The sequence below is a fragment of the Caldibacillus sp. 210928-DFI.2.18 genome, from assembly GCF_020554505.1.
In the GTDB taxonomy this organism is placed as follows: Bacteria; Bacillota; Bacilli; order Bacillales; family Caldibacillaceae; genus Caldifermentibacillus; species Caldifermentibacillus hisashii.
Window position 1 is genome coordinate 47,112 of sequence record NZ_JAJCHL010000012.1, and the last position, 8,050, is coordinate 55,161.

General features: G+C 38.4%; 7 protein-coding genes. 3 read left to right on the plus strand and 4 right to left on the minus strand.

What is annotated here, in order from left to right:
* Positions 1-33: 33 nt before the first annotated feature.
* Both LIZ98_RS04695 and LIZ98_RS04700 read left to right on the plus strand, forming a co-directional pair.
* A complete protein-coding gene (locus LIZ98_RS04695; RefSeq protein ID WP_227139075.1) occupies positions 34-1,299 on the plus strand; it encodes a glycoside hydrolase family 3 protein in 1,266 nt (421 codons plus the stop codon).
* On the plus strand, positions 1,292-1,597 hold the full coding sequence (locus tag LIZ98_RS04700) for a putative collagen-binding domain-containing protein (RefSeq protein WP_227202959.1): 306 nt from the start codon (positions 1,292-1,294) through the stop codon (positions 1,595-1,597). The genes LIZ98_RS04695 and LIZ98_RS04700 overlap by 8 nt, the downstream gene beginning before the upstream one ends.
* 563 nt (positions 1,598-2,160) lie before the next feature.
* Here the strand turns inward: LIZ98_RS04700 and LIZ98_RS04705 are convergent.
* The 4 genes from LIZ98_RS04705 to rhaB form a co-directional block, all read right to left on the minus strand.
* The gene (locus tag LIZ98_RS04705; protein WP_255602004.1) at positions 2,161-2,970 is read right to left on the minus strand and encodes an iron-containing alcohol dehydrogenase; all 810 of its coding nucleotides are present in this window, start codon (positions 2,968-2,970) and stop codon (positions 2,161-2,163) included.
* Positions 2,971-3,216: 246 nt separating this feature from the next.
* Positions 3,217-4,041: a rhamnulose-1-phosphate aldolase gene (gene rhaD / locus LIZ98_RS04710; protein WP_227139051.1), complete on the minus strand. Its 825-nt coding sequence runs from the start codon at positions 4,039-4,041 to the stop codon at positions 3,217-3,219.
* 34 nt (positions 4,042-4,075) lie between these two features.
* Positions 4,076-5,341, minus strand: a complete 1,266-nt coding sequence (gene rhaA / locus LIZ98_RS04715) for an L-rhamnose isomerase (RefSeq protein ID WP_227139050.1) — start codon at positions 5,339-5,341, stop codon at positions 4,076-4,078.
* Between the two features lie 16 nt (positions 5,342-5,357).
* Complete coding sequence (gene rhaB, locus LIZ98_RS04720; protein ID WP_192878731.1) at positions 5,358-6,818, minus strand: rhamnulokinase; 1,461 nt, start codon at positions 6,816-6,818, stop codon at positions 5,358-5,360.
* A 226-nt stretch (positions 6,819-7,044) separates the two neighbouring features.
* Between rhaB and LIZ98_RS04725 the strand changes: the two genes are divergently transcribed.
* Positions 7,045-7,905, plus strand: a complete 861-nt coding sequence (locus LIZ98_RS04725) for an AraC family transcriptional regulator (RefSeq protein WP_108898457.1) — start codon at positions 7,045-7,047, stop codon at positions 7,903-7,905.
* Positions 7,906-8,050: the final 145 nt, after the last annotated feature.

Below are 8,050 nucleotides of genomic sequence, written 5' to 3' on the forward strand. Positions count from 1 at the left end.
CATCTATTTCTACTTTCTCCAGATGTAAGACGGATTCAATTTGCACCGATTGTCGATATCGATATGAACTGGCGGAACCCGATTACAAATTTGCGCACATACGGTTCCGACCCCGAACGAGTTTTACAGATGGCTCGTGCCTATAAAAAAGGATTCGACCTGTCCGGCGGTGCTGTCAGTATTAAGCATTTTCCAGGGGACGGTGTGGACGAACGTGATCAGCATTTGCATGTCACCTATAATACCCTTTCTGTTGAGGAATGGATGGACACGTACGGAAAAATTTATCGGACCTTAATAGAGGACGGGGCACATACCGTCATGGTCGGCCATATTGCATTTCCCGCGTATTCACGCTCAAAAGGTGTGCCGGATAAAGAAATTAAGTCGGCCACATTATCACCAGAGTTGTTGCAAGATTTGCTAAGAGAAGAATTAGGTTTTAATGGCATGATTACAACTGATGCGACACCAATGGTCGGCTTCGGAACTGATGTAAAACGGGAACATGCCATTCCGCTCGCACTGGCTTCCGGCTGCGATATGATTTTATTTAATCGGAATTATGATGAAGATTTACAATTTTTAAGACAAAGCCTCAAGGAAGGCATTGTCAGTGAGGAACGTTTGGAAGATGCAGTAAGAAGAATTCTTGGTGTAAAAGCATCCCTCGGTCTCCATAAAAAGAAAGAATTAGTACCAAGTGTTGATGGTGTGGTTGGCTGTGAGGAGCATGTCCAAGCTGCCAAAGACCTTGCTGATCGCTGCGTTACACTTGTTCGTGACCACGAAAACATCCTTCCGATAACAAAGGATAAGCATAAACGAATTTATTTAATGCCACTCGGAGTACCGGCAGACGAACAAATCATTCAGTATTTCAAGGAAAGCTTAGAGAAAAAAGGATTTATTGTTCAAGTACAAGACGTACGAACTTACGGTTTCGAAAAAGCAGACCAATCGATACAAGATTTGAAGGAGAATTTTGATTTAGCTCTATTCGTAGCCGTTGAAAGGACGAAGAGCAATCGTACTCAAGTGCGACTTAACTTCAATCCATTCATTGCCATCGATTCACCATGGTTCTCTAAAGACATTCCGACCGTATTCGTTTCCCTGGCAAATCCATATCATTTAATCGATGTCCCGTACGTATCTACATTCATCAATGGATACTCGGACAACACATATACAGTCGATGCGATCGTGGAAAAAATGATGGGAAATTCAGCATTTAAAGGAATTAACCCAGTTGACCCATATTGTGGCAATCGTTGGGATGTTCATTTGTATGATTAAACTTCTTTTTGCTATCAAGAGATTTAAGTCAATGTGTTCCTTGTCAAGATCTTTTAACAGAGTAAATTCAAGAGTTGAAACGAGTATAGATGAACATAAACAAGCATGTGTTGAGAAAAACGGAAAATTTGCCTGTAATTATTTTCCAACTGGTGGAGAAAAAACACTCAAATCAAACTGGACAATTGGCAAAGATTTACAAATATGGTGGTTTAATCCTAGAGACGGAAAATGCTATTTACAAAATAATTCCATTACCTATAATTCCAATGAGGATTTCTGTACTATCAAAAATTGACTTACTAAAAATTAAAACTCCGACCTCTGGGGATGAACAAGATTGAATATGCATGATTGAACACACCGACAATAGTACAACAATTCTGGAAAAGGCACAGATTTATGGTGAAACACCTGTACCTCCTGGGATTAAAAAAGTTTTTGCATGGTAACAAAATCATTTTTAGGTTATAGATAACTCTCAATTCTTTAAGCTCCGGTTAATTTCGGGGCTTAAAGCATTTTTATCCAAGATGCATGAAAATAATTAAAGCTTCTAAAGGCATTTGTGAAATTGACTTTACACTTTATTAGCAAAAAAAATAAAGCCTTCATTGGCTTTTTTATTGTTGGCTTATCCGCTCCATCTCAACTTCAAGCTTATAAACTCTTTTATTTAATACTTCTGTTTTGTTATCAACATATTCTTCTAAATTTTTCGAATACTGACTAAGACTTGTAGAAATATCTTTAATTATCTGTTGCTTAACTTGTCTGATTTCAACCAGCAATTCCTGTTTAACATTCTCTAAACCCTATTTAACATTCTCTAAACCCTGTTTAACATTCTCTAAATCTTTTTTAACAGGCTCGATTTCTTCTTTTATTACGGTTCGTAAAGCTTGCAATAACTCTACATCCATAAACCCTTCTCCCCTCCTTTTTTCCTATTATATCACCTATTACATCACCGGCAACCGATGCACGCAGCGAACGGCTAATGATTTCAATCGCTTTAAGATGGAACATGTCTGTAAGTTCCCAAGCTCCTTTTGTGATGTATCCTTCAATTGCATGAGTTAATGCATCCATTCCGGTTGCGGCAGCAAGTCTCTTTGGCATCGACATCATCATGTCACTGTCAACGAATGCGACAACCGGAATATCATGGGCGTCCACACATACAAATTTAAGGTGGTTATTTTCATCGGTAATCACATAATTGATTGTTACTTCCGAAGCTGTTCCGGAAGTTGTCGGGATAGCAAAAATTGGTGCACTTGGATTTCTTGTTCCCGGATCTCCTTCAAGACTTAACACATCCGCATGTTCAGGGTTTGTTATGATAATTCCGATTGCTTTTGCCGTATCGATTGGTGAACCGCCACCGATAGCAATGATGTAATCTGCTTCTGCTTGTTTATAAGCTTCCACTCCTGCTTTTACAACAGCAATGGTTGGGTTTGGTAGCGTTTGGTCAAAAACTTCATAGGCTAAGCAGCTCGCATTTAATAAATCGGTAATTTTACTGACAACATGAAATTTGACTAAATCAGCGTCTGTGACAATCAATGCTTTTTTGAATCCCCTTTTTACAGCTTCTGTCGGGATATGTTCGATTGCACCTTTTCCATGATAGGATGTTTCGTTTAAGATGATTCTGTTTGCCATTTGCGTTTCCTCCTTGTGATTATTTTCACATATATGTTGATAGGTAAATCCCGAAAAAAGGACCGGCATATAAAGAACCGGGATTCGGGATTTTCCTGAACATAAATCATTTCGGTTTATCATACGAATAGAGCTATTTCTGACAACTCCCACCACTAAAGAAGCGGGCTTACTCGTTTGGAAAATTTTCAAAGGAACAACCCGAAATTCGTTTGTACGGACGGGCGTTCAGAATTTTTCATCAAATTAAAGCTCTAAAAAACCTTCCCTCGGTGTAACGCCAAAAGCATCAGCCAAGTCTTTCAATTGCTGATCGGTGATGGCTTGTTTCGCACCACCTTGAGCTTGCACATAGGTGTATACTTTTGCCGCTTTTTCTGCCGTTTCAATGAGGCCAAACACCTCATCCATATTACGACCGGCACCGTAAATACCATGAAACGGCCAAATCACCAGATGAAATTCATGCATTTTGGCTGCGGTTGCTTCACCAATTTCGTTTGTGCCAGGAACGAGCCAAGGAATAATTCCCACCCCTTCAGGAAAGACAACAAGACATTCGGTACACATTTGCCATAATGTCCGAGTTAATGCTTTTTCTTCTAATGGATGGGTAAATGTCATTGCCAACAGGTGAGTCGCATGAGTATGCATAACGATTCGATTTTCCGGATCGACTTTCATCCGGGCAATATGGCTCATAAAGTGAGAAGGCAATTCACTTGTCGGTCTTCCGCCATCTTCTAAGCCCCATAATAATTCAAGATTTTTTCCATCTGCTGCAACACGGATAACACCAAGGTTTACAGCCGGATCATCAATGACATTTTTAAAATATTTACCGGATCCCGTAACGATAAAATATTTACCGGCCAATTCTTTTCCATCAAATTGCATCGGGATTGTCCGAACCACTTTTTCAATATCTAAATATGCCGCCACTTCTTCTTCCGTTAAAAGATAGCTAATGTTTCCGCCATTTCTTTCATCCCAACCAAGGCGATACATATTTGCTGTTACTTTCATCATTTCTTGTGTAAATGATGCGTCAATTATATTCAATTTTGTCATCGTATATACTCCTTCCATTCTTGCTGCCAAAAAATTATGCTCTATTTAAAAGAATTTCTTTTTCATATTGTTGTACTTCTTTAAACCAATCGAATCCGACAGGTACATTATTTTTTACACAGAAGTAGTTCCAAACATCACCAAACGGGAAGTCTTTTAATTCTTCTGTATACGCTAACCGTGTTGTAAAGTCACCTTCTAATTCTTTTTGTTTTAAAAATGCTGTAGGTTCAAGCAATGCTCTTAACAATGCTTTTTGTGTGTTTCTTGTCCCGATGACCCATGCTGCAATTCGGTTGATGGTAGCATCAAAGAAATCCAGTCCGATATTGGTTCTTTCCAGTAAATTATTGCGGACAATTTCCCTGGCAATAGCTTGTAATTCATCATCCATAATAACAACATGGTCACTGTCCCAACGTACCGGACGGCTGACATGAAGCAAAATTCCTTTACTGAATAAGGAAAGTGCACTTAGTTTATTAGAAATCACTTCAGTTGGATGAAAATGTCCGGCGTCTAAGCAGACAAGTTTATTTCTGGAAATCCCGTAACCCATGTAAAATTCATGGGAACCGACCGTATAAGCTTCAGCTCCAATACCGAATAATTTACTTTCAACCGCTTCTTGGGTAAAGTCTTCATTTAATTGTTCGGCAAAAATTTCATCCAATGCTTCCATTAACCGTTGTCTTGGTGCCAAAGTATCAACGGGATTGTCTTTAAAACCATCCGGAATCCAAAAATTGTTAATGCTTGTTTGACCGATTTCTTTCCCGAAGTATTCGGCGATTTTTCGAGTACGTTTCCCATGTTCAACCCAAAAATCACGAACTTCCTTGTCCGGAGACGCAAGGGTAAATCCGTCTTTATACATTGGATGGGAGAAAAATGTCGGGTTAAAATCAAGTCCTAAACCTTGTTCTTTTGCCCAATCAACCCAAGCTGTAAAATGCTTCGGTTCGATTTCGTTTAAATCTACTTTCCCGTCTGTATCAAGATAAATCGAATGAAGGTTTAATTTATGTTTGCCCGGAATTAAAGAATACGCTTTTTCTAAATCTTGCCGTAATTGCTCCGGTGTCCGTGCTGCTCCCGGGTAATTGCCGGTTGCCATAATTCCACCGGTCAGTTCGCCGTTCGGGTTTAAAAAGCCTTTTACGTCATCACCTTGCCAGCAATGGACGGAAATTTTCATATCCTGTAATTTTTTTAATGCTTCTTCCGTATCTACACCGATTTCTGCATATCGTTCTTTTGCAACTTCATAATTGCGGACAATTTGGTCTTGATTTGCCATTATTTGCAACCCTCTTTCAATGTTTTTTAATAGAATGTAAAAATTGTTTGTAGTCGACAATGACTTCTTGCCAGTTTCCGTCTTGCGGTTTATATGTGGTCATTTCAAATGATTGCCTTGTCATTGCTCTTGCTTCTTTTATATTTGAAATTTCGTTTTTTGAAATCATTTGAACGAGTAGATTCCCTATTGCGGTCGCTTCCGACGGACCGGCATAGACATGAATATTTGCCAGATTTGCTGTCAGTTGATTTAAAAAATGAACATTGCTGCCGCCACCGACAATATGCAAGTCCTGCACTGACCGATCTGTAATACGCCTAAGTTTTTCCAACTCAATTGCATAACAAAGTGCTAAATTACTATAAATACAGTTCGTCAATTCGCCAATTGTCTCCGGTACTTTTTGCCCGGTTTCCATGCAATAATTTTGAATTTCTTTTACCATATTTTCCGGGTTGTTAAAACGTTGATCATTGACATCGATAAATTGTTGAAAAGGTTCGCATTTTTCTGCTTGCTCGGCCATTTCGGCAAAACTGTATGTGTAGTCAAAATTTCTGGCAATTTCTTGGACAATCCACAGTCCCATAATATTTTTCAAAAAACGGTATGTGCCATATGCGCCCCATTCATTCGTATAATTTTCTTTGTAGGCTACCTCACTTGTATTTGGGACCGTTAATTCCATGCCAAGCAGTGACCAAGTTCCGCTGCTCAGGAAAGCCCAGTTATCACCGAACCCCGGAGTTCCAAGTACGGCTGATGCGGTATCATGGGAAGCAACAGCAATCACTTCGCACTTTGGAAGGTCATATTTTTCATACCATTCTTCCTTTATCCCACCCAGCGAAGTTCCTGACTCTACAAGGGGAGCAAATTTGTCCTCAGTTACATGTACATGGTTGAGTAAATCTGTATCAAACAATTTTTCACGTAAATTCAGCATTTGTGTTGTCGAAGAATTGGTTACTTCACTGACGGCTTTTCCGGTAAGAACGTATCCGATATAGTCGGGAATGAGTAAAATTTTGTCTGCCAGTTTAAGTAACTCTTTATCTTCTGTATATAGTTGGTAAAGTGTATTGAATTCAAGAAACTGAATTCCGGTTTTTTCATAAATATACTGTTTCGGATAGGTTGATGTTAATTTATCAATAGCACCGATTGTCCTTGTATCACGATAACTTACCGGATCAGCAAGTTTTTTTCCGGATTTATCGATCAGTACATAATCAACTGCCCATGTGTCAATTCCTAAAACGCATTCATTGATACCCGCTTTTTTTACTTTTTCTAATCCGATGAAAATTTCGTTAATCAATTTGTCGATATCCCAGCGGTAATGTCCGTCTGTTTTTGAAAAACCATTTTTGAAGCGATGGATTTCTTGAATTTCGATTTTACCGTCTCGAACATTTCCTAAAATCAATCGGCCGCTTGAAGCCCCAATATCAACTGCAAGATAATTTCGCATCACCTGTTCATTCACTCCTTTCGACAACTTTAATTGTACTTTCTTTCCAAGGATCATAGTTTTGATTAATATCTTGTTTTTTGAATTGTTTTCTTCCTACACAAATATCGTAAACGTTATCAAAAGAAAAATCATGATACATTATTGGTATTTTATTGTACTATCTTGGTAAGTTAGAAATGTTGTGGCATAATGAGGAAAAAGGAAAATTGGAGTAGTGATTATTATGGAGAAATATTGGGAAAAAGCAGATCATTCATGGACGGATGATTCCATTCGAATCTTTAATACTCCTTCTACACGGGCAAAACAACTATTTTACTATATTCAGGAGATCGGCCATTTTAAGGCAATGAAACCTTATTTTACGGAGAGACAAAACTTGAAGTCATATTTATTGAAGTTTACTTTTGGCGGGAAAGGGCGGCTCCGCTATCAAGGGCAGGTGTATACGATTGAAAAAGATGATATTTTTTTTATTGATTGTATGAATTATCAGCATTACGCGACTGTCAGTGATGAACCATGGGAGATGGACTGGATTCATTTTTACGGTCCGAATGTTGAGGCCTTTTATGAAGAATATATAAAAAACGGCAGTAATGTTTTTAAGGCCAAAAACGATCGGATCCATAAGATCATCAAAGAAATCATGGACTTGCAACAAACGCGTAATGCCAAAACAGAATTTCAAATTTCGTTGTTAATCCATGAAATGTTAAATGAAATCTTGATGCAAAAATATGATCTTGGTTTTGAGGAAAAAAATATCCCGGACTATATTTTACAAATAAAAAATTATTTGGAAGACAATTTTAAGAAGAAAATTAGTTTACAAGATCTAGAGCATATGTGTAGTTTAAATAAATTTCAATTAAGCAAGGAATTTACTCATTTTATTGGGATTCCACCGATTGAATATTTAATTAATTTTCGAATTAACATAGCAAAAAGCCTGCTTCGTTATACCAATAAAAGCGTAAAGGAAATAGCTTATGAGGTCGGCATTGAAGACACCCCTTATTTCAACCGGCTGTTCAAGCGGAAAACGGAAATGACACCGTTGGAATATCGGAAGAACGGGTAACTGATGAATAAAGATGAGAGACCGGCTCGACCAGTTTGACGCGAGAAACACCTTATTTTGGCGACGAGACTCTTTCTCGTCACCACTTTGAGCCGGAAATTGCTCGTTTTTGACGACGAGGACCCTTCTCGTCGTCTTTTTGAGC